Source organism: Dapis brunnea BLCC-M229 (genome assembly GCF_050015995.1).
Classification (GTDB): domain Bacteria; phylum Cyanobacteriota; class Cyanobacteriia; order Cyanobacteriales; family Microcoleaceae; genus Trichodesmium.
In genome coordinates, this window is record NZ_JBNHEP010000005.1 from 1 (window position 1) to 22,180 (window position 22,180).

Sequence of the window (22,180 nt, forward strand, 5' to 3'; positions counted from 1 at the left end):
TGTTCCCTGTTCCCTATCTCCTTTTTATATTTCCTTTACAAACAATCTCTAACTGTTTTCAGAAATATCGGCAGTAAATTATTAACAATAGTGGGGGCGACGGGAGCTGTAATTTCTCTAGAAGGAGAATATCACAAAATAGGAAAAACTCCAAGTAATTCAGAAATTACAGCTCTACTAAATTGGGTCATAAATCAGCTCGATACTGACATCTATTCAACTGATTCTTTGCCCATAATTTACCCACCAGCTAAAGAATTTAAAGAGATTGGTAGTGGATTATTAGTGTTAGAAATTGCTAAGGTACAAAAAAATTATGTTTTGTGGTTTCGACCAGAAGTAAATCAAACAGTTAATTGGGCTGGAAATCCAGAAAAGGAGATTGAAATTGAATCTGATGGTACAATGAGACTTACTCCTCGGGAATCTTTTAAAGAATGGCAAGAAATAGTTCAATTTCATTCCTTACCTTGGCAACCTTATGAAACAGATGGAATTCAGGAGTTAAAGCTCGCAATTGTGGGAATTATGATGCGCAGAATTTCTGAATTAGCAAATATAAATCTAGAAAAAAGTAATAGTGAGTTAGATTCTTTTACTTATATTGCTTCCCACGATTTAAAGGAACCATTGCGAGGTATTCATAATTATTCTACATTTTTGATAGAAGATTATGGGGAAATTCTTAACGAAGATGGTCGAGCAAAATTAGATACTTTGGTACGTTTAACTCAACGGATGGAGGATTTAATTAATGCTTTGTTATTTTTCTCCCGTTTAGGTCGTCAAGAACTCCATAAATCTTCTATCGATCTGAATAAATTAATTGAAAATGTGGCAGAAGTTGTCAGGATGAGTAAACCAGGTTCATCTATTGAAATTAGAAAGATGGAGAATTTACCAGGGATATATGGAGACAAAATCCTGATGGAAGAAGTATTTAGCAATTTAATTAATAATGCAGTTAAGTATAATAAAAAAGAGGATAAAATTGTAAAAATAGGTTATGAAGAAACTGAAGAATCTGCTAGTATCATATATGTGAAAGATAATGGTATAGGTATTCGAGAAAAGCATCTAGAGACTATTTTTAAAATTTTTAAACGATTACATGGTAAAGATAAATTTGGGGGTGGTACAGGAGTAGGTTTAACAATAGTTAAAAAAATTATTGAACGTCATGGTGGTCAAGTTTGGCTAGAATCTAAATATGGAGAAGGAACAACATTTTATCTAAAATTATGGAATCAAGAATAAATATGTAGGGTTTCCCAAGCTCTCGGAGGTACAGTTGTTTTTCTTCTTTATCTATTCCTACAGAAGCAGAATTACTACTCCCTAAAAATAACATGACTTTTGTATCTCAAGCTTTTTGAGAATTCCTATAGTAATTATCAGGAATGGATAAAAAGTCTAAAATTATCACCAACAAATTCAGGTCAAAATCCTCCCGATTTAAGCTATGCTTTATAAACATCTTTCTTAACATAAAATCTGACCAAATAGACAAGTTATCGATAAGCATTTGAGAGGCTTTTTCCTGAGAAAAGTTTATTGAAAACTACATTTTTTTAATAAATTCACCCCAAGATTCTTACTCCCCCCTCTTCCCAGCCTCCCACAAGGTTTTGAGGAGTTCCTTATAAGGGATAGCCATTTAAGGGGGATGAAAAAGCGAGGGAAACGCCATATCCAATCGACCAAGAGAATATTTAATTTAATATTTCAAGCCTCCGACTTTAGTGGTCGGTACTGATAACTGATAACTGATAACTGATAACTGAAATTACCCTTGTTCCCTTAAAATGGATAGAAAAGAAAAAATCATCATCACACAAAGAGTCAATTCAAATATTGACTATAACGAACAAATTCATATTCCTAACTTCATTCAAGATCATGGAGTATTATTGGTTTTACAAGAGCCAGATTTGGATATTATTCAAGTTAGTAGTAACACAGAAGAATGGCTAAATATTCCTCCAGAAAATCTACTCGAACAGAACATCGAATGTCTCTTATACTCTCATCAAATAGATAATATTCGCCAGAATTTGGCGGGAGATTTTGAATATATAAACCCACTACAATTATCTATTAAATGTGGAAATGAAGTAAGATTATTTAACAGTATTATTCATCGTAATGATGGGGTTGTAATTTTAGAACTTGAAGCTTGTGAAGATGAATCAGGTCTAGACTTTTCCCAGTTTTATCAACTGACTTTTCCCATAATTAATAAAATTCAGAAATCTGGCAATTTACATGAACTTTGTGAGATTGTAGTTAAAGAAATCCGCAAAATTACTGAATTTGACAGGGTGATGATTTACAAATTTCATCCTGATGACTCTGGAGAAGTAATTGCTGAAGATAAACGAGAAGATCAAGAAGCATATTTAGGTTTACATTATCCTGCTTATGATGTTCCCCAAGTAGCAAGAGCTGTTTTCTCTGTTAAGTTTATACGAACTATTCCAAATATCAACTCTTCAATTGTGGAGTTAGTACCTAAATTTAATCCCTTAACTAACCAACTTCTAGATTTAACCTTTTCTGTGCTGCGGGGTGTTTCTCCCTGTCATATAGAATATCTTGATAATATGGGTGTTATGGGTTCAATGTCAATTTCTCTTGTGAAAGAAGAAAAATTATGGGGTTTAATTGCTTGTCATCACCAATCAGTTAAGTATATTCCTTATGATAAACAAGTGATTTGTGAATTTTTAGGTAAAATAATGTCGATTCATATTCCAATGAGAGAACAAAATGATAATTTAGATTATAAAGTTTCTCTCAAGTCCGTTCAATCTGAAGTGATAAAGATTATTTCTGAGTCAGACGATTTATTAAATGTCATCACAAATATCGGCAGTAAATTATTAACAATAGTAGGAGCAACGGGATCTGTAATTTCTCTGGAAGGAGAATATCACAAAATAGGAATAACACCAAGTGATGCAGAAATTACAGAACTAATAAATTGGCTAAAAAATCAGATGAATACTGACATATATTCAACTGATTCTTTACCAATAATTTACCCATCAGCTAAAAAATTTAAAGAGAGTGTTGGTGGATTATTAGTGTTAGAAATTGCCAAGTTACAAGAAGTTTATGTTTTGTGGTTTCGACCAGAAGTAAGTCAAACAGTTAATTGGGCTGGAAATCCGGAATATCCTATTGAGATTGAATCTGATGGTAAAATGAAACTTTGTCCTCGTAAATCTTTTGAACAATGGCAAGAAATAGTTAAATTTCATTCCTTACCCTGGCAATCTTATGAAATACAAGGAGCGCAGGAATTTAAAAGCGCAATTGTGGGAATTGTGATGCGCAGAATTTCTGAATTAGCAAAAATAAATCTGGAACTAGAAAAAAGTAATAACGAGTTAGATTCTTTTACTTATATTGCTTCTCACGATTTAAAAGAACCATTGCGGGGTATTCATAATTATTCTACATTTTTGATAGAAGATTATGGGGAAATTCTTAACGAAGATGGTCGAGCAAAATTAGATACTTTGGTACGTTTAACTCAACGGATGGAGGATTTAATTAATGCTTTGTTATTTTTCTCCCGTTTAGGTCGTCAAGAACTCCATAAATCTTCTATCGATCTGAATAAATTAATTGAAAATGTGGCAGAAGTTGTCAGGATGAGTAAACCAGGTTCATCTATTGAAATTAGAAAGATGGAGAATTTACCAGGGATATATGGAGACAAAATCCTGATGGAAGAAGTATTTAGCAATTTAATTAATAATGCAGTTAAGTATAATAAAAAAGAGGATAAAATTGTAAAAATAGGTTATGAAGAAACTGAAGAATCTGCTAGTATCATATATGTGAAAGATAATGGTATAGGTATTCGAGAAAAGCATCTAGAGACTATTTTTAAAATTTTTAAACGATTACATGGTAAAGATAAATTTGGGGGTGGTACAGGAGTAGGTTTAACAATAGTCAAAAAAATTATTGAACGTCATGGTGGTCAAATTTGGCTAGAATCTAAATATGGAGAAGGAACAACATTTTATGTGAAATTATGGAATCAATAAGAAATATAGTAATTATCAATATTTTGTCAAAAATAAGAGAATAGATAGAAAGTCTGAAATTATTACCCCTATTCCCTAATTCCAAGAGATTTTTTTCAAAACTAAAGTATTATTGCCATAAATGAATCAAACACAAAATAATTATCAAAAAAACTTATCTTTGCTCGTAATTGAAGATAATGAAGAAGATTATATTGCATTAACCAGAATAATGAGGAAGCTAGATTTTAGCTATCCTATATATCACTGTGCAGACGGAGATGAAGCACTAGACTTTCTGTTTCAGACAGGAGAATATTCTAATCCTGAAATAGCTCCTCGTCCTACAATAATTTTAATAGATTTAAACTTGCCGGGAACTGATGGACGAGAAGTAATTGAAGTGATTAAAAAGAATCAACAACTTAAAAAAATTCCCGTAGTTGTGTTTTCAACTTCATCAAATCCACAAGATATTCACATTTGTTATCAACAAGGAGTGAACAGTTATATGCAAAAACCAGTTAATATTAAAGACTTAAGCAGGAATATAGAAAGTTTTTTATCCTATTGGTTTAAAGCAGTTATTCTACCTGATAGTTAAGTTGTATAGCAATTAATAAGCATTCAGCTATTATAGCAATTTCCATACTGGTGAGGTACAAAATTTTAGGTTTGAGGGAACACTTAACTGGGAACAGGGAACAGAAAAGAAGAAAAAAACTGTACCTCATAACTTTGGGAATTGCTATATGCTATAGCTGTCAGCTCTCACCAATAAACCCCTACCAAACTTAGAATTTTTGCTAATATAGCACTACGCAAATAGGGCGCGGACATTTCTAAATCCTGAAACCTTTTGATAGTCAACTGTTCCCAGTTAAGTGTTCCCTATTCCCGATTCAAGTAGCGCTATACTGATGATAGAACCTCCCAACTCCAAAGCAAGCGGATTTGATATTAGAGAAGCTATTTTTAAGTATCTTCTATCGAGATGCACCTTTTTGTAGTATTCTTTTTTCATGCTTGGTATAAAAGGGGGTGGTGGTGCATAGTAATGGTAGAGAAAGTGTGGAAAGTGTGAGGAGTGTGGGAAGAAATTAAAAAAAATATACATCTTCACCATTACTATGCAGGACTACCTAAAAGGGAAATAGATTTGAGTGCCAAACTATTACATAGATAAACTTTCTGAATATTAGAATTAAGATTATGTTATACTCTGAAAAATATTTCCTCTGACTCGTGAGTATCTTAACTTCACCAGAAAAATGTCTAACCCAACCCATAATCAAAACTCCCATACTAAGAGTAATACCAGCACACCTGAAGTTTTATTACCTAGGATAACTATTCTGCTCCTGGATGATTCTGAGGTAGATCGTCTTACCTACATTCGTTATCTTAAATCAGATCCACACCACACCTACTGCATCATAGAAGCTGAAACCTTAGAAGAAGGAATAGAAATGTGGGAGTCAGAGGAACCAAATATAGCTCTGGTAGATATCAACCTACCCGATGGAGATGGATTGGAATTTTTAGAAGCAATTACCACTAACTACTCTAAAGATAAATTACCTGTAATTGTACTTACTGGTCTGGGGGATGAGCGAGTTGCAGTAAGGGCAATGAAACTGGGAGCAGCAGACTATCTGGTTAAGGGAGATATTACAGCGGATTTATTATGGACCTGTGTTAGTGAAGTGTCCGTTCGCAGCACGGTGATTACTCAGCGAGACCTGAAATCTGCAATAATCCGGAATCCCCTGGTTGTCAGTCCAGATACAACAGTCAAAGATGCCGTTACCCTGATGAATCAAGAGCGATCGCTTGCCAGCTCTGGCCAAATAAAAGCAACGCAACAGAAAGATCGTCATCAAGGGGCAAGGTCAAGTTGCGTGTTAGTGGTTGAGGAAAATCAAGTCGTGGGTATTTTGACTGAGCGGGATGTCGTGCGTCTCAGTGCTCGGGGGCAACTCCTAGAGTTCTTGGTAATGAGTCAGATTATCCCAGATTTTATCATTACCCTGCGTGAATCAGATTTTACCAATTTGTTTTATGCGATCGATCTGCTTCAGCAGCATCGGATTCGTCACTTACCAATTATAGACGATCGAGAAAACCTAGTTGGGTTATTGACCCATGAGAGTTTGCGACAAGTCTGTCAACCAACTGACTTACTACAAGCACGTCTAGTGAGGGAGGTAATGAACCATGAGGTGGTTTGTGCGACACCAGAGACTTCTGTATTGGCAATTGCTAAACTTATGGCAGAGCAGCGCATTAGTTGCATCGCGATCGTAGAACCAGGTGGCACGACCGCAAAACCTCTACAAATTCCGGTGGCGATGCTGACTGAGCGAGATATAGTAAGATTTCAGGGATTGGGCTTAAATCTAGAAAATTGCACCGCAGAGACAGTGATGAGTAAGCCAATCCTAGCAATTAAGTCAGAGATATCGCTCTGGTCTGTTCAACAGATCATGGAGGAGCAAAATATCCGTCGGTTACTGGTGACAGGGGAGCAAGGAGAGCTGCTAGGGATCGTTACTCAAACTAATGTGTTGCGAGCTATTAATCCCCCGGAAATTCATAAATTAATGGAAGTTTTGGAACAACGGGTGGTGCGCTTAGAGGAAGAGCGAATCAAATTGCTGGAAAGTCGCACTACTGAGCTAGAAGGTCTGCTGGACGATCGGACTGCTGTTCTTAAGGCAAAGGTAGAACAGGAAAAATCATTGATGACTGTAACAGAACAGATCCGGTCATCCCTCGATTTGCAGAGCATTCTTGATACAACTGTGCAAGAATTTCGTTTATTGTTGCAGTGCCATCGGGCGATTATTTACCAATTCCTTCCAGAGTCTTCTGACACTGTGGTTGCTGAGTCAATTGCTGAAGGTGAGCGATCGCTGTTGGATTTAGAACTTGCTCATTTCTGGGTTACTCCAGAATGGATGGAGCTGTATCGCAAAGGTCAGATTCGGGTAGTAGATGACCTATACAAATCAGAGCTAACCCCAGAAAAGCGTCAAGAAATACTTTTCAGCTATGATATTCGTGCTGCGCTGGTTGTACCTATTATTGTAGAAAAGCAACTATGGGGTTTGATGCTCGCCAGTCATCGACATACCTACAGATGGACAACCGATGGAATTGATTTAGTTCAACGATTATCCGTTCACATTGCAATTGCTATCCAACAAGCAAAAGCATATCAACAAATGCGAATAGCAAAAGAAACTGCTGAATATGCTAACCGTACCAAGAGCGAATTTTTAGCCCTGATGAGTCACGAAATACGTACTCCGATGAATGGTATTTTGGGGCTTACCCACTTAGTCCAACAAACCCATCTTCAGCCTAATCAGCAAGATTACCTCAATAAAATTCAGAGTTCCGCCCAATCATTACTGGAAATCATCAACGACATCCTCGACTTTTCCAAAATCGAGGTCGGGAAACTGGAACTGGAATCTATCCCATTTGAATTAGATAACATCCTCAATCAGCTCGACAATATTATTGGTCTCAAAGCTGCTGAAAAAGGAATAGAACTGGTATTTCAAGTTGGGGATGATATTCCCCAATATTTAATTGGAGACTCACTACGCTTAACTCAGGTGTTGATGAATATGGCGAGCAATGCTGTCAAGTTCACTGAAACTGGTTTTGTTACTATTGCAGTTGAACTGCTTAATTGTACTAATGAAACTGTACGTCTGAAATATCAGGTAAAAGATACAGGGATTGGTATTAGTCAGTCTCAAATTGAAAGACTATTTGAATCTTTTACACAAGTTGATGCTTCTATCAGTCGCAAATACGGTGGCACAGGACTGGGACTAGCAATTTGCAAAGGTCTTGTTAACTTGATGGGAGGCAGCATTGGTGTTGAGAGCGAACTGGGTAAAGGCAGTACATTTTATTTTGAATTAGAGTTTAGCTATTCCAGGGAGCATGGCGATCTTTATGATTCTCCTGTATCCACCAATCTCAGAAAGACTCAATTATCTGAGTTGGTAAAACTTGAGGAAATTCAGGGAGCTAATATCCTACTGGTAGAAGACAATGCAGTCAATCAACAAATCGCTCAGGAATTGTTGCGAAGGGTGGGGCTGAACGTAGATTGTGCAACCAATGGAAAAGAAGCGATCGCTAAAGTTCAGGAGCGTACTTACGACCTAATCCTGATGGATATTAGAATGCCTGAAATTGATGGTCTAGAGGCAACCAAGATCATCCGTTCTCTCGCAGAGGAGAACAACAGCGAGACGAAATGGTTTGCCACAGTGCCTATTATTGCTATAACAGCTAATGCTATGGATATAGATAAAACCAAAAGTTTGGCAGCAGGGATGAACGATCATCTCTCCAAACCTGTTAATCCCCAAGAATTATATGAGACCCTCTGCAAGTGGATTGCTCCTACTCGGAGTTCCTCTGTAGTCACAAATAATCTCTCCAGCGTTCCTCTAGAAAAGGTTCCTCTTCCAGAAACTACTTTGGTAGCTCTACCTGGTCTGAATGTCGATATGGGTTTAGAGCTTATAGGTGGTGACTGGAATAATTATCATGATATTCTGAGACTTTTTCAAACCTGTGAAGAAGAATATAAGACCGAAATTATGGTAGCTATAAATCAGGGCGATTTGACTAAGGCGTTACATTTAGTTCACTCCCTGAAAGGGGCGGCAGCTAATATTGGGGCAGAGACACTCTACAAATTTGCTGCCTCCCTAGAGAAGGATCTACGAAGTCAAACACCAGATTTAGAAGTGTTATTTACCAAAGCTATGACCTTAGTTGAAGAGTTTCAACAAGTATTAAATAGCATTGATATACTGCTAGAGAAATTCAGTAGTCAGTAGTGAGCAGATCTCTGGTATAGCGCTACGCTTCAATAATTGATAATTGATAATGGATAATTGATAATTAGGGCTTGCTGATTAAATCTAAAAGCATTGAAATATAAAGGTTTTAGGCTTTTTTTTACTCAAAAAAGTCTGGCGAATTAAGCTTGAGCAACCAGAAAGTTAGGGTTGAAAGGAGAATAATTGCAGAAAAATTGAGGGATAAAATATTCGACTAACTCCTCTAAATTCTCCATTTCTCCTGTCTCCTGTCTCCTGTCTCCTGTCTCCTCCCCTCACCCATAATACTTTTGAGCGCAAACCCTAATTACCTCTCCCTAAAAGGAAGAGGATTGAATAAAAGGAAAATTTTTTCTTCTCTTGGTCGATTGGATATGGGGAAGAGACCCGCTCTTGCAGATCCGCGTTTCATGTCGCGTTTGCGTTAGCATGACCTAGGAAAGCGAAACGCTTTTCATGTCGTGCAGCGTTAACGCGCGTTGTGCGTTAGCTAAACGCCATCCCATCCTACCGAATGCTCCGCAAACGACCGCTTGTTTCTCCTTCAAAGGAGAGACTTTAAACCTTACAGCGCTTTTCGCTCTTGATGAACCACATCTTCACAAGCAAAAATCGTGTAGGGGCGAATGGCCATTCGCCCCTACTGTGGTCTAACCAAATGAAAACCGCTGTAATTATTCGGTAAAAAGTAATCCTTGAATGAGTTTGAGCATTTATAAATGTCCTAACCTTTGCTTCGACTGCTATAATTGCCAGACTGTGACTTCTTGTCACCCATCGGACACGATATATAAGCGTTACGCGCAAGTCATATCAAATCCGTTTTCTTTTTACTCACATTCTGTTTGCTTCTATGACTAGCAATACGCGCTTGACCCTCCATAGGACCTCCAGCAATAGGAATGACCTGATACTTGCGCTCTTCTTCGAGAGTTTTCAGTTTGGTATAATCAATCCAGTGAATACAATTAACAGGACAAGTATCGATCGCTTCTTGGATTAATTCTTCAGAGTCACCGTCTTGCTGAAAAACACGCGCTCGCCCATGTTCAGACTCAATATAAAAAGTATTATGGGCAACATGGGCGCAATGCTTACAACCGATACAGGTAATTTCATCAACGTAAACCCCTTTTTGTCGTAACACCCCACCAAGTTCGGGTTCAAAACCCGAACGTTCGGGAGCATCTCGTAATATCCCACCAAGTTCGGGTTCAAAACCGGAACGTTCTGTCTCACCTTCTAGGGAGGATGAAGAAAAATCTAACATTTTGTAAAAGTAATATATTATCTATATATCTATAAGCTTTGTATATTGGGCTTCGGCGATCGATCCAACATACACTACTAATAATTTTGGTATTGGTAAAATAAAGTATGAAATTAGTATGGGAGTAAGATTGATATTAAGGAAAAAAGATGTTTTAACTACTGACTACTGACTACTGACTACTAAAAATCCTACAATCATTCACCAAGGCCATAATTTTGTATTGTAATAGTTGTTGGGTTTCGCTAATGCTTTTTCCTACGGAATGCTCCGCAAATATGTTCCACCGCAAAACCCAACCTACATTTGAATGCCGACTGCTGTTTAAGCACTCCAACGTTGAACAACTAAACGGACAGATCCATCTTTATTTTTTTGCTGTTCGGTAACCTGAAATCCTTGTTTAGCAGTTTCATTAACTACAGTCTGGAAAGCATAACGCTGAGTCACCATATTAATAAAGCGATCTACAGACGATGCTTGTTGCCAGAATTGTAGATCGGCAACCAGCTCATATTCATTACCATTCCAGGCAAATCCTAAGTCATACCCATTATTTTGTTCTATGACCACTTCAGCAGTGCTAGTTTGTCCGCGATAACCCCGAACTTCTGTTGGACCTGATTTCCAGTCAATACCTAAATCTGTGAGAGCAGACTGCAAAGACTTCAGATTACGAATTTGAGTTTTGATTTGACTAAAGTGTGACATAGTAATTCTAAGAGAAATAAACTGAACTCAACAAGAAAAAAAATTTTAGTAACTGCTAAAAGAAGAAACTTGCGTCTTAGCAGTATCAGACTGATGCTGCTTTTGAGCAAAATATTCAGAAGTTGACTCTTGAGTTAAGACAATACCTAACTCAGATTCAATTGCAGCAGTTACTTCTGTACAGGATGCACCGACAATACCAGTAACTTTTTCCTGTACGCGACCATCTGGATGAATGATGAACTCTAAAGTTTCCATGTTCATAGATGAATAATGAACAGTTATCGAAATATACAAAGATACCAATTTTTTCAAAGTGATATCTGCTGAAGTTGCTTCTTGATTTTTTAAATGACTTGCTTTTAATCTAAATCAATTTTTACTAATTGATAGATAACGAATCATTTCTTAACAAAAGTTATTATAATCTGAAGCACTGCATCAGTTATTTGTTAAGTTTGGCGTATATTTTTAAAACCGTCAAGATAATGGACCAAGGTACGAGGAAATATTGGGATCAAGAAGATAGCCTAGTGAGTCATGTAACAAAACTTCAAACTCAAAGTTCTTGACAAATATTACTCAGACTGTTATGAAAAATATTTCTTGTCCAATTAAATATTTTGGGATTTATCGGTTAAGTATCCCTTGAAAATACAAGTGACCTTCTTGGTTAAGCTGATATATGTTAGTTGCCATGACTGTTAGAACTTATCGAATAGCTGTTTGCGTAGAACAACCTAGGAGAACCAATAGAATATCAGTAATTAATCCTATCTCCCAGATAACTAAAGCCTTCTTTGTTCTTCTCTCTTCCTTTAGAATAAAGGCTGAATATATTATCTTGAATAATTTTTATGTTTTCTTAGTAAAAATTAGGTTTTGAATTATTTAATTTTCCTTAACTTCTAATAATTGCAAATAGATTTTTTAGGCAATTAATTGAGTCGCTACTTAGGAATTTACGAACTAGAAACTTTAGGTTAAATTCCCTGGTCCATATTCACTTTTTTAACTTTTGATACCAATTCACTTTAAATTATTCAAAACTTTTGACTTTTGGATTTAGTCAAATGACATGATTTCCAGAGTGATGCACCTTGGCAGATAATAAAAGTCTGTCCAGTTAAATTAAGTGCTATGAGTGCTATGCAAATAACAACTTCCAACAATCAAATCCATGTAGGTGTTTTAGGCTTCGGTGGTTTGGGGCAAGCTGCAGCTAGGGTACTTACACCTAAACAAGAAATGGCCTTGGTTGCTGCTGCTGACCAAAAAGGTTACGCCTACAACCGTCAAGGATTAAATCCTGACCAATGTATGACCATGTACAATACCCAAGGGTCTTTGGGTTATTTAGAACCTGGTGGGGTTTTAAGTAATCAAAGTATTGAGGAATTAATTAAAGTAGCTGATACTGTCGATGGTTATTTTCTGGCCCTTCCTAATTTGCCTAATACTTTTATGGCAGATGTTGCTAAACAATTTATTGCTGCTGGTTGGCGGGGGGTATTGGTGGATGCCATTAAGCGAACCAGTGCTGTCGAACAATTATTGGCCCTCAAAGATGAGCTACAAGCTGCGGGTATTACTTATATGACAGGTTGTGGCGCAACTCCTGGTTTATTAACCGCAGCAGCAACTATAGCAGCTCAGAGTTATGCGGAAATTCATAGTGTGAAAATTACTTTTGGAGTAGGTATTGCTAATTGGGAAGCTTACCGCGCGACAATTCGTGAGGATATTGGCCATTTGCCCGGTTATGATGTGGAAAAAGCTAAGGCAATGACTGATGCTGAGGTGGAAGCTTTGTTAGAAGAGACAAATGGTCTGTTGAAGTTAGAGAATATGGAACACGCTGACGATATTATGTTGGAGTTGGCGGGAATTTGCGATCGCGATCTGGTAACAGTAGGAGGTATTGTGGATACTCGTAACCCGAAAAAACCTTTAAGTACAAATGTTCAGGTTACAGGTCGCACTTTTGAAGGCAAAATTTCTACTCATACTTTTACATTAGGGGATGAAACAAGTATGGCGGCTAATGTTTGTGGTCCGGCGTTTGGTTATTTGAAAGCAGGAGTAGACTTATATCGCAGAGGTATTTATGGTTTATTTACTGCTGCTGAAGTTATGCCAAAGTTTGTCCGGTAGTGGTTTTCTGGTGAATGGGGATAGTGTGAGCGTCTCGCTCACCCATCAGAGCTTCTCCCTCACGCACGGGAGCGTCTTATATCAAATCTGTTGACTGCGGATAGAGTTAGTAGTATTGCTCTAACCCTATCACCTATTCCCCTAATCTTACTACTACAGTTCCCCCCTGTTTAAGCTATCCCTTACCCATAAGTCTTATAAGCATTGCAGGGTGGTCCGTGTGGTCTGTTTGGGGAAATGGTTATATTAGCTAGTCAGAGTTGGCAAATGGTGAAATTGCGTTATTCACTTTTAGCCACCTCTGTCCTAGATATGAGAAATGGCAGGTTTGTCTTCTCGGACCCCTCTTCCCCCTCTCCCCTATCCTGTAAGGAATTTAAAAGATGTGGGTAAAGCATAGCTTTCAAAGGGGGGAACTCAAGGGGAGAGAATGATTTGTGGGTAGGAGCGATCGCTACTACTAAAATTGGTAGTCCTGCATAGTAATGGTGAAGATATATATGTTTTGTAATTTCTTCCCACACACTCTCTACCATTACGGGAACACCACCACCCTAAAATTCTGGAGCGATCGCACCCACACGAATACTTTTTCAATCCAAACTAATTTTATTGAGAAGTCTTATTAATTAGTAATAGTTTAAATAAAAATGCTATATAATCTTTAGCACTCAAAAATATGTAGTGTATTTACTTTAAAATTATAAACTAAACTAAAAGAATTATCAAGTACAATTGATACAGATTTCTATTAATTTACCCGATATATTCAAAATATAGATAGGGTTGATACAAAAAGCCATATCTATTCCAAGGTCATCTGAAACACTTGTCTCTATTGGCCTTTGTTATTTGATTAAGCTTGGGGATACAATCGACAAATTATTGAAATTACTTCTTATTAAGTTAAAACTAGACTAACCCATAGATGAATTTTAAGTTTGGCATCTGAAGTAAGTTAATTCAAGAATTTATAGCATTCAGTAACCAAGAATTCAATTCTGCAACTAACTTGTAGAAACCACTGAGATACCCTCAAACATCTTGGTCTAGCTAGTGCGATTTGCTTTCCCCAGTAGATTCAATCAACTTTAATTTAGACATCAAAGTAATCAGGAGTGTCGATAATGGCAAAAATTGGGATATTTTACGGTAGCACATCCGGCGTAACAGCAGAAATCGCTGAAACAATCCACGAAAAATTAGGCGAAGAACTTTGTGATATCATAGATATGGAAGAAGATTACGACGAATTTAGTCAACTTCTTGAATACGATTATTTATTATTAGGTTGTTCGACCTGGGGAGCTGGGGAAGTGCAGAATGCCTGGCGCGAACCACTTTTTGACATGGATATCGAAAAGCCTGATTTTACTGGAAAGACTATTGCTTTGTTTGGTGCAGCAGATCAAGTTGGTCATGGAAAGCACTTTGCCGGCGCATTGCAACTCATGTGCGACCAATTCGAGAAGCTTGGTGCAACTATAGTAGGAGAGTTTCCTACTGAAGGTTACACTTTTGAGCATTCTACCGCCGTGCGTGATGGTAAATTTGTAGGATTACCACTTGATGAAGTTAATCAAAGCGATCTAACTGAAGAGAGAATTACACAGTGGTTGGAAACACTACGCCCCATCTTTCTTGCTGAAGAAAGTCCTGTATTAGTAACTGCTTAGATGGCGAAAGTTTTGTAGCACCAAACAAGCAACGGACTCTCAAAGATTTCTCTAAATCTCAATTTTTGAAATCTTGTTGCTAATTTTGGTAGCGATCGCTGTTGATACGGAAACAGCATAGTCTATTGCATCTGTAAAAAATTGTTTTGTTTGCATATCAGTTCATCTCCTTTTGGGTTGAGTAATAATTATATTACTCAACTTTTTTATTTATAGCAGTTCTCACATAGATAAAACACAGTGGTTAGGCGTTCGTGTCGCACCAACTCAAAGCATCTTGTTATATCATGTTCAGATAATCACTTATAATAAAGTATATGGTTTGTAGTAGGGCTTCAGCCCTATCTACAGTTCGGGCTGAAGCCCTACTACGAACTTTAATTATAATAACTATTTAACCGAACATAATATTACTCCAAAAAAGTTTTGTAGTCTACTTAAATCAATTGTGCTTTCAATTAAGATTGTGTAGCTTGAGTTATTGCCAGGAGTTCAAAGTATTGTCATTGTGGAAAGAATTCGCATCTTGGGAATCAAACTACTAATACCCTATTTAACAAGGTACTGAATAAAACTGGACTTTTCTGAGTTGATTTTTTCAGCCACTGAACAAAACTGAACTTTTCTGAATTAATTTACGACATTTGGTTAAAATACTGAGTCATAAATACCTATAAAAATTAATTTAATATCGATTTTTAGTTACAAAAAAATAGCTATATCTCATAACTATACTAGATCATAAGGGGATTTATTTTTTTGCCAAGATAAGTTAATTGTCCAAATTTATCTCAAAAAAGTTCAGTTTTATTCAGGTGGAAAACTCCTGAACTTTCCTGAACTTTTCCGTATTGTTTTTTCCGGAAATTCCAGCGATAGTAATCTTAACAACGGAAAGAGAACAAAATCTTTCAACGCAAACAAATAATTTACGGAGACAAAGAACAATGGGATGGGATTTCGGACCAAGAACACAAAATGGCGATAATGGTAACAATAAGCTTGTAGGACAAACAGGCTATAGTAAGTGGTATAACATAGCTCAATGGAGAGAAGTTACTACATATCATGATTTCCAGGATAAAATCTTCGGTGACAACGGAAATGATACTCTTGTAGGAAAACAAGAGAGCGATACTCTTAAAGGAGGTCTCGGTGATGACTGGCTCTATGGTGGTGATGAAACTACAGACCCAAATAGCGATAGTGGCTATTATTTTGTGCAGAATAATATTAAGGACCATAACCGAGGAGCCGGAAATGATTCTCTGATAGGAAATAATGGAAACGATATTCTCTTTGGAGGAGCAGGAAACGATACTCTTGAAGGAGGTCCCGACAACGATGTACTTCAAGGCGGAAACGGTACTGATTCTCTAGTTGGGGGTACAGGTAACGACGTAATTTTCACAGGTGCACTATCAAGTGGTAATAGCGACATCATCTATGGTGGGGGAGGCAAAGATACATTCTTCCTAGGTGATACAAGGACAACTGTAACTCCAGGCACTATTGATGCTGAGGGATGGGCAAATGCAATTGCCACGGACATCACTGATTTAGCTTTCAGTATGATGCCTGGTGGTGCGGTCGGCAAGGTTGTGATTACAGCGATCAAAGAAATGACCCCGATGATTGCCAAGGGAGTTAATGCGGTGACTGATGGTATAGTAAATGAACCCCCCAAGGGAGAATATGCTATGGTTAAAGACTTCAATCCTCTAGAAGATCTTGTTATTATTCCTCTAAACTACGATAGTAGTAAGGGTGAAGACCCTAATGTTTTCAGTTTGCCTGCTAGCAATGGTTCCAACTTTTTATCTTTTGCTCATGATGCAGCAACCAGTACCAACATCTTTGCAACTCTGAATTTTGCCAAGCCTGGGGACATTTTTCCCGGCGATACAGCTTTACCAGAACAGTATGTGCAATCAGTGCGAAAGAGTTTGCTAGATAATGCTTTGATTATGGATAAGGATGGAGTTTATCAAGGTTTAAATAATGGTTCAACAACCAAGATTTTTGACGACACCATCAGCGCAGAAATCGGCAAGATGAAAAACCCATTTTTGGTTTTGGGTGCCACTGGGCCTTTGTCCATTGAGGGTGACAATAATGCCAACTACCTTTACGGTGGTAATTTTAATGATGTGATTGCTGGTCACACTACCAAGGAAACAACAGCAAAATCTTCATCAACGCTTTACTTCACACCACACGCGGATGGTAACGATCAGATATTTGGTTACAAAGGTAATGATATTATTTATGGAGGTGCGGGAGAAGATACCATAAATGGGGGTGAAGGCAATGATGTGATTTATGGTTACACTTACCATGAAACAGTCGTACAATCTGGATCAACACGTCACTTCACACCAAACGCGGATGCTAAGGATGAGATATTTGGTGAGAAAGGTAATGATATTATTTATGGAGCTGGAGGAGCAGATACCATAAATGGGGGTGAAGGCTCAGACACTGTTTCCTACAAAGATGTTAATCAAGGAACAGGAATCAAAGTCAATCTGAGTCAGGGCAGAGCGGTTAGAGATGGCTTTGGTAGTCAAGACACCTTGATCGATATTGAAAACGTGGTTGGTAGTGATTATGGTGACCTGATCAGAGGAAGTAAAGTTGGTAACATTCTCAACGGCGGTAAAGGAAATGATTCTATCTATGGTCACGACGGTAACGATCGTATCTTCGGTGGTGATGGAAATGACTCTCTATATAGTATCCGGGGTAATAGCACTCTGTCTGGCGGAAATAACAACGATTTCCTCAGTGGCGGGGACGGAGACGGTTCTCTAGATGGTGGCCAAGGAACTGATACTTTGGCAGGTGGTGCAGGTGCTGATACCTTTGTTGTACAGGTTACTGAAGGTGATATCATTCAAGATTTCAATGTAAATGAAGATAAGCTCATAATAACAGGGATGGATAAATACGCTCGTCGAGACTATGAGTATAACTCTTCAGATCAAGAACTATCCTTATTTAATTGGGGCAGACCTGTTGCTGTATTGCAAAATATACCGCAAAATCAAGTTAATAATGTTGTCAACAATATTAATGTGGATTTTAAACCTCATATTGATGCTTCGGTACAAAGCACTACAGGAGGTTGGGCTGAACACAATCATGTTATGATTACTACTGGCAACTCAGGAAATGATGACCTCACAGGACTACCCAAAAACGGTCAATGGGATCATAATATAATAGCTGGCCACGGAGGAAATGATACTATTACAGGTGGCGAAAGTAACGACTGGCTGTGGGGTGGTACGGGCCAAGACAGCATAATTGGTGGCTCGGTTCACGATCAAATCTTCGGTGGGGACGGAAATGACTCTCTGTTAGGCAACAATGGAACTGACCGCCTCTATGGTAATGCAGGAGATGATTATCTAAATGGTGGTAATGGAGGTGATTTCTTTATCCTAAATTCTGATATTGGAATAGACACTATCGCTGACTTTGATGCTAATCAAGGAGACAAATTTTTAATTGACAAGAATGTCTACGGTATTAGTAATCTTAATGATATCAGCTATGATGCTGGCTCTGGCAATCTGAGTGTGGATAGTGGCATAATTGCAGTTCTCAACAACCCTGTTGGCTTTGCAGTTAACGACACTAATATTTCACTGCGTGAAAATCTCATCGTAGACTAATATTCACTGGATCAAGATATCAGCGTTTTGTGATACACCATCCCCTAGAATTATGCTACTTGTGAGCTAAATGCTAGTAACTTGAATGAAGCAATTGCAGTTCTCAAAAATTCTGTTGGCTTTGCAGTTAACAACACTAATATTTCACTGGTTTATATTTCAGATTGATCAACCAAATCATTACAAGCAAAACTCTGTAGGGGTGAATGGTAATTCACCCCTACTGTGGTCTAGGAAAGTCAAAACTACTGTCAAGTTTCATCTCAAGTCATTACTCATACTAAAGTCTGCCATTGCTCCTTTAATATTTCCCATCTTGCTACAAACACAACCTCGGTTATAATAAGCTCTGGAGTTACCAGCATCTATATAAATAGCATAACTAAAATCTGCCATTGCTTTGTGCATATCTTTTGACATTAAATATGCTAGACCCGTTTCATTATAAATATCTGCTTGATTAAAATTAGCATTTTGTTGAGTATTTCCTAAAATTAGGTTATAGTCTTCTATTGCTTTCGGATAATTATTGAGTTCAAATAATTTTGGTAGCGATCGCTGTTGAGACAGAAACAGCATTATCTATTGCATCTGTAAACAATTGTTTTGTTTGCATATCAGTTCATCTCCTTTTGGGTTGGGTAATAATTATATTACTCAACTTTTTTATTTATAGCAGTTCTCACATATCTCACATAGATAAAACACAGTGGTTAGGCGTTCGTGTCGCACTAACTACAAAGCATCTTCCTACTCCAAAAAAGTTGGGAATCAAACTACGAATACCCTATTTAATAAGGTACTGAATAAAACTGAACTTTTATAAGTTGATTTTTTCAGCCACTGAATAAAACTGAACTTTTCTGAATTAATTTACGACATTTGGTTAAAATACTGAGTCATAAATACCTATAAAAATTAATTTAATATCGATTTTTAGTTACAAAAAAATAGCTATATCTCATAACTATACTAGATCATAAGGGGATTTATTTTTTTGCCAAGATAAGTTAATTGTCCAAATTTATCTCAAAAAAGTTCAGTTTTATTCAGGTGGAAAATTCCTGAACTTTCCTGAACTTTTCCGTATTGTTTTTTCCGGAAATTCCAGCGATAATAATCTTAACAACGGAAAGAGAACAACATCTTTCCAAAGCAAACAAAAATTCTATTTGAAGGAGAAAGAAAAATGGCAAGAACTGACTTTCACTCCCAACGCTCTGAGTATTACTTCGGAGTAGGTCGCTATCGACTCCTAATTGAGGAGGAATCGGAACCCTATAATATGAAAGATGGCGAGGCGAACTGGACAAATAATGTTACATTTGATCACACACACATAATTAATGGGAGTACCAAGGTTTATACCCGTCATGCTATCTCTCACTCTACTGTTAACGGCAACGATTTAGATAACAACATTACGGGCGCATATAAAACGCACAAACATTGGTCCCATAACGTGGGCTTAAGCTCTTATGAATTTGAAAACGTCGTTTACCGTTGGGATGGTACCTTCAACGATTCAATTAATGGAGCAGGAGGAAACGACCTTATTGAAGGCTGGAAGGGGGATGATGTTCTAAACGGTGGGAACGATAATGATGCACTTCATGGTGGAGAAGGAACTGACACTCTTAACGGAGGAAACGGCAGTGACTTATTGTACACAGGTCCTCTAACTAATGGCGAAAGCGATGTACTAACAGGTGGTGCAGGGGGCGATACCTTCTTTTTAGGAGATGCTTCCACCCCGTCAGGGCCTCATACTACAGGAAAAGGTTTTGACTGGGGACGTCTAGGTTTAAGCCTGGCTGGAGACGTTAGTGATTTATTATTCACTGTTGTTCCAGGTTTGGGCACTGCGGGCAAAATCGCCAAAGAAATCGTGCCAATGATGTTTGATGTAGCCAAAGCCACCTCACATAACGTTACAGCCACAGTTGCACAAAACGGAGGTAAAAAGGGTTCTGCAACCATTACAGACTTCAACCCTGTTGAGGATGTTATATTTATTCCTCTGCCATCGGATGGTGATATCTACATTGATAAAAATACCACTGATAACGGTTTACTCAAGGTTTTTCACGATAAAAATAACACTGATGTCATTGCAACTGTTAAACTATCTAATGACTTTAATAATATTGAAGGTAACTCAAACGGCAAACTTGAGTCAAACTTGTTCAAGAATATTGAACGCAACGCATTAATTCTTGATTCTAAGGGTGCCAAAGATTTCAAAAACAAGACAAAACTGGAAATTGAAGACTCACAACTCGAAGACCTGGGAACAAACAAATTTCTGGTTCTGGGAGCCTATTCCGGATTTGATATCAAGGGTGCCAATGGTGCTGACTATTCCTATGGAACACAATTTGGTGACATTATCTCTGGCTATGAAGAACCAGAAAAAGCATACACAGCTGGTGATGATGTGTTCTACGGATTTGGGGGCAACGATGTGTTTTTTCCGGGACAAGGTAACGACCGTATTTATGGTGGTGATGGTGTTGATGCAGTGAACTATATGGACTCTACATCAGCTATCACTATTAACTTAAGTAATGGGAATAACAATGATGATGGCTTCCGTACTAAAGACAGGTTACACAGCATTGAGAACATCATTGGTAGTGATTATGGTGACAGGATCACAGGAGATGGTCAGGCTAACGTTCTCAACGGTGGTCAAGGAACTGATACTCTCAGGGGTGGTGCAGGTGCTGATACCTTTGCTGTACAGGCTACTGAAGGTGACGTCATTAAGGATTTCAACGTGAATGAAGATAAGCTCTTGATTCCAGGGATGAATCAAGGCGATCGTCGAGACTATAAGTATAACTCTTCAAACAGCGAGCTGTCGTTATTTATTTGGGGACGACCTGTTGCTGTCTTGGAAAATATCCCGGAAGGGCAAGTCAATAATGTTGTTGACAATATTAAGGTTGACTTTGTTAACGAGATCGTGGAAACACGAGAAGCAAAAGTGAATGGGGAGAATAAAACAATAACTGAGACAAGAGTTGAGACAAAAAGTGCCACAGGAGGTTGGGCTGAACATAGTGGTATTTTTATTACTACTGGCAGCTCAACAAATGATAGTCTGACAGGAGTAAATGGACAAGGTTATATAATAGCTGGTCACGGAGGAAATGACACTATTACAGGTGGCGACAGTGGAGAATGGATGTGGGGTGGTAGTGGAGATGACAGCCTAATTGGCGGCTCGTTTCACGATCAAATCTTCGGTGGGGACGGAAATGACACCCTAATTGGCAACGATCATGTTGACCGCCTCTATGGTAATGCAGGAGATGATTATCTAAATGGTGGCAATGGAGGTGATTTCTTTATCCTCAATTCTGATATTGGAATAGATACTATCGCTGACTTTAATGCTAATGAAGGAGACAAATTTTTAATTGACAAGAATGTCTACGGTATTAGCGATCTTAATGGTATCAGCTATAATGCTAACTCTGGCAACCTGAGTGCGAATGGTAATCTAATTGCAGTTCTCAACAACCCTGTTGGCTTTGCAGTTAACGACACTAATATTTCACTGCGTGAAAATCTTATCGTAGACTAATATAATATTTCACTGGGTCAAGATATCAGCGTTTTGTGATACACTATCCCTATAATTATGCTACTGGCGAGTTAAATGCTAGTCACTTGAATGAAGCAATTGCAGTTCTCAAAAATCCTGTTGGCTTTACAGTTAACGACACTAATATTTCACTGGTTTAGGTTTCAGATTCAAGTGATT

General features: G+C 37.8%; 14 protein-coding genes. 9 read left to right on the forward strand and 5 right to left on the reverse strand.

Features of this window, described 5'->3' with window-relative positions:
• From ACP6PM_RS00665 to ACP6PM_RS00680, 4 genes are all read left to right on the forward strand, one after another.
• Positions 1 to 1,257, forward strand: a 1,257-nt coding sequence (locus ACP6PM_RS00665; RefSeq protein ID WP_426580896.1) for an ATP-binding protein, incomplete at its 5' end; no start/stop codon positions are given.
• A gap of 548 nt (positions 1,258 to 1,805) precedes the next feature.
• A complete protein-coding gene (locus ACP6PM_RS00670) occupies positions 1,806 to 4,061 on the forward strand; it encodes an ATP-binding protein (RefSeq protein WP_426580898.1) in 2,256 nt (751 codons plus the stop codon).
• Between the two features lie 121 nt (positions 4,062 to 4,182).
• Positions 4,183 to 4,644 (forward strand): response regulator, encoded by a 462-nt coding sequence (locus tag ACP6PM_RS00675; protein ID WP_426580900.1) that lies wholly within the window; start codon positions 4,183 to 4,185, stop codon positions 4,642 to 4,644.
• 667 nt (positions 4,645 to 5,311) lie between these two features.
• A complete protein-coding gene (locus ACP6PM_RS00680; protein WP_426580902.1) occupies positions 5,312 to 8,914 on the forward strand; it encodes a response regulator in 3,603 nt (1,200 codons plus the stop codon).
• A gap of 811 nt (positions 8,915 to 9,725) precedes the next feature.
• Here the strand turns inward: ACP6PM_RS00680 and ACP6PM_RS00685 are convergent.
• The 3 genes from ACP6PM_RS00685 to ACP6PM_RS00695 all read right to left on the reverse strand — a co-directional run bounded on the left by ACP6PM_RS00685 (position 9,726) and on the right by ACP6PM_RS00695 (position 11,156).
• Positions 9,726 to 10,187 carry a ferredoxin gene (locus ACP6PM_RS00685; protein WP_426580904.1) on the reverse strand — a complete coding sequence of 154 codons (462 nt, stop codon included), beginning with the start codon at positions 10,185 to 10,187 and terminating at the stop codon, positions 9,726 to 9,728.
• A 324-nt stretch (positions 10,188 to 10,511) separates the two neighbouring features.
• Positions 10,512 to 10,898 carry a DUF1257 domain-containing protein gene (locus ACP6PM_RS00690; RefSeq protein WP_426580906.1) on the reverse strand — a complete coding sequence of 129 codons (387 nt, stop codon included), beginning with the start codon at positions 10,896 to 10,898 and terminating at the stop codon, positions 10,512 to 10,514.
• A 45-nt stretch (positions 10,899 to 10,943) separates the two neighbouring features.
• The gene (locus ACP6PM_RS00695; RefSeq protein WP_426580953.1) at positions 10,944 to 11,156 is read right to left on the reverse strand and encodes a DUF2997 domain-containing protein; all 213 of its coding nucleotides are present in this window, start codon (positions 11,154 to 11,156) and stop codon (positions 10,944 to 10,946) included.
• Positions 11,157 to 12,038: 882 nt separating this feature from the next.
• On the opposite strand from ACP6PM_RS00695, the gene bioU reads away from it, so the two are divergent.
• The gene (gene bioU / locus ACP6PM_RS00700; RefSeq protein WP_426580907.1) at positions 12,039 to 13,052 is read left to right on the forward strand and encodes a (S)-8-amino-7-oxononanoate synthase BioU; all 1,014 of its coding nucleotides are present in this window, start codon (positions 12,039 to 12,041) and stop codon (positions 13,050 to 13,052) included.
• 417 nt (positions 13,053 to 13,469) lie between these two features.
• Here the strand turns inward: bioU and ACP6PM_RS00705 are convergent, their stop codons facing one another.
• Positions 13,470 to 13,649, reverse strand: coding sequence for a hypothetical protein (locus ACP6PM_RS00705; protein ID WP_426580908.1), 180 nt, complete (start codon positions 13,647 to 13,649; stop codon positions 13,470 to 13,472).
• A 530-nt stretch (positions 13,650 to 14,179) separates the two neighbouring features.
• On the opposite strand from ACP6PM_RS00705, the gene ACP6PM_RS00710 reads away from it, so the two are divergent.
• Together ACP6PM_RS00710 and ACP6PM_RS00715 are read left to right on the forward strand one after the other, a co-directional pair.
• Positions 14,180 to 14,728 carry a flavodoxin gene (locus tag ACP6PM_RS00710; RefSeq protein ID WP_426580910.1) on the forward strand — a complete coding sequence of 183 codons (549 nt, stop codon included), beginning with the start codon at positions 14,180 to 14,182 and terminating at the stop codon, positions 14,726 to 14,728.
• A gap of 947 nt (positions 14,729 to 15,675) precedes the next feature.
• Positions 15,676 to 18,408, forward strand: a complete 2,733-nt coding sequence (locus ACP6PM_RS00715) for a calcium-binding protein (RefSeq protein ID WP_426580912.1) — start codon at positions 15,676 to 15,678, stop codon at positions 18,406 to 18,408.
• Positions 18,409 to 18,666: 258 nt separating this feature from the next.
• Here the strand turns inward: ACP6PM_RS00715 and ACP6PM_RS00720 are convergent, their stop codons facing one another.
• Positions 18,667 to 18,987, reverse strand: coding sequence for a tetratricopeptide repeat protein (locus tag ACP6PM_RS00720; protein ID WP_426580914.1), 321 nt, complete (start codon positions 18,985 to 18,987; stop codon positions 18,667 to 18,669).
• A 610-nt stretch (positions 18,988 to 19,597) separates the two neighbouring features.
• Between ACP6PM_RS00720 and ACP6PM_RS00725 the strand changes: the two genes are divergently transcribed.
• A complete protein-coding gene (locus ACP6PM_RS00725; protein WP_426580916.1) occupies positions 19,598 to 22,000 on the forward strand; it encodes a calcium-binding protein in 2,403 nt (800 codons plus the stop codon).
• 35 nt (positions 22,001 to 22,035) lie between these two features.
• Positions 22,036 to 22,161, forward strand: a complete 126-nt coding sequence (locus ACP6PM_RS00730; protein WP_426580917.1) for a hypothetical protein — start codon at positions 22,036 to 22,038, stop codon at positions 22,159 to 22,161.
• Positions 22,162 to 22,180 lie beyond the last annotated feature (19 nt).

Coding starts and splice junctions, on each gene's coding strand:
- ACP6PM_RS00720 (WP_426580914.1), bottom strand. CDS start 18,987: ATGCTGTTTCTGTCTCAACAGCGATCGCTACCAAAATTATTTGAACTC.
- ACP6PM_RS00715 (WP_426580912.1), top strand. CDS start 15,676: ATGGGATGGGATTTCGGACCAAGAACACAAAATGGCGATAATGGTAAC.
- bioU (WP_426580907.1), top strand. CDS start 12,039: ATGAGTGCTATGCAAATAACAACTTCCAACAATCAAATCCATGTAGGT.
- ACP6PM_RS00685 (WP_426580904.1), bottom strand. CDS start 10,187: ATGTTAGATTTTTCTTCATCCTCCCTAGAAGGTGAGACAGAACGTTCC.
- ACP6PM_RS00670 (WP_426580898.1), top strand. CDS start 1,806: ATGGATAGAAAAGAAAAAATCATCATCACACAAAGAGTCAATTCAAAT.
- ACP6PM_RS00695 (WP_426580953.1), bottom strand. CDS start 11,156: ATGGAAACTTTAGAGTTCATCATTCATCCAGATGGTCGCGTACAGGAA.
- ACP6PM_RS00680 (WP_426580902.1), top strand. CDS start 5,312: ATGTCTAACCCAACCCATAATCAAAACTCCCATACTAAGAGTAATACC.
- ACP6PM_RS00675 (WP_426580900.1), top strand. CDS start 4,183: ATGAATCAAACACAAAATAATTATCAAAAAAACTTATCTTTGCTCGTA.
- ACP6PM_RS00725 (WP_426580916.1), top strand. CDS start 19,598: ATGGCAAGAACTGACTTTCACTCCCAACGCTCTGAGTATTACTTCGGA.
- ACP6PM_RS00710 (WP_426580910.1), top strand. CDS start 14,180: ATGGCAAAAATTGGGATATTTTACGGTAGCACATCCGGCGTAACAGCA.
- ACP6PM_RS00690 (WP_426580906.1), bottom strand. CDS start 10,898: ATGTCACACTTTAGTCAAATCAAAACTCAAATTCGTAATCTGAAGTCT.